This is a genomic window from Citrobacter sp. Cpo142, from assembly GCF_030332425.1.
Taxonomy (GTDB): Bacteria; Pseudomonadota; Gammaproteobacteria; order Enterobacterales; family Enterobacteriaceae; genus Citrobacter; species Citrobacter portucalensis.
This window is the reverse complement of the sequence record NZ_JAOWHW010000082.1, coordinates 1-281: the sequence shown is the minus strand read 5'-3', so window position 1 is coordinate 281 and position 281 is coordinate 1. Positions and strand designations below refer to the sequence as shown.

General features: G+C 50.2%; 1 protein-coding gene. It reads right to left on the bottom strand.

Annotation, left to right across the window (positions count from 1 at the left end):
- Nucleotides 1–91: 91 nt before the first annotated feature.
- A partial coding sequence (locus OGY18_RS04235) for a hypothetical protein (RefSeq protein ID WP_286551983.1) occupies nucleotides 92–281 on the bottom strand: 190 nt, incomplete at its 5' end.

Below are 281 nucleotides of genomic sequence, written 5' to 3'. Positions count from 1 at the left end.
TAGACGTCAGAAATCAAATCCTAGCAGGGCTGGCTAGCCTTGTCACTACCAGCTTAATACCATTCAACGACATTAAATCCACATCTGCACCTCAGACGCTCAGGTCTACGCCCCGGACTCCGGCAGGATAAACAGGCAATTGGTGGATACGTAACTTAACCGCGAAAGAGTTAGGCTCTACCCCGTCTCGCAGTACGATAACTGGCACCTGATAAAAGAGCATCTGAGGCAGCAGCAAGCGGAACAGTGTGATTACGAACGTCGAACACTGAGCCCACAAA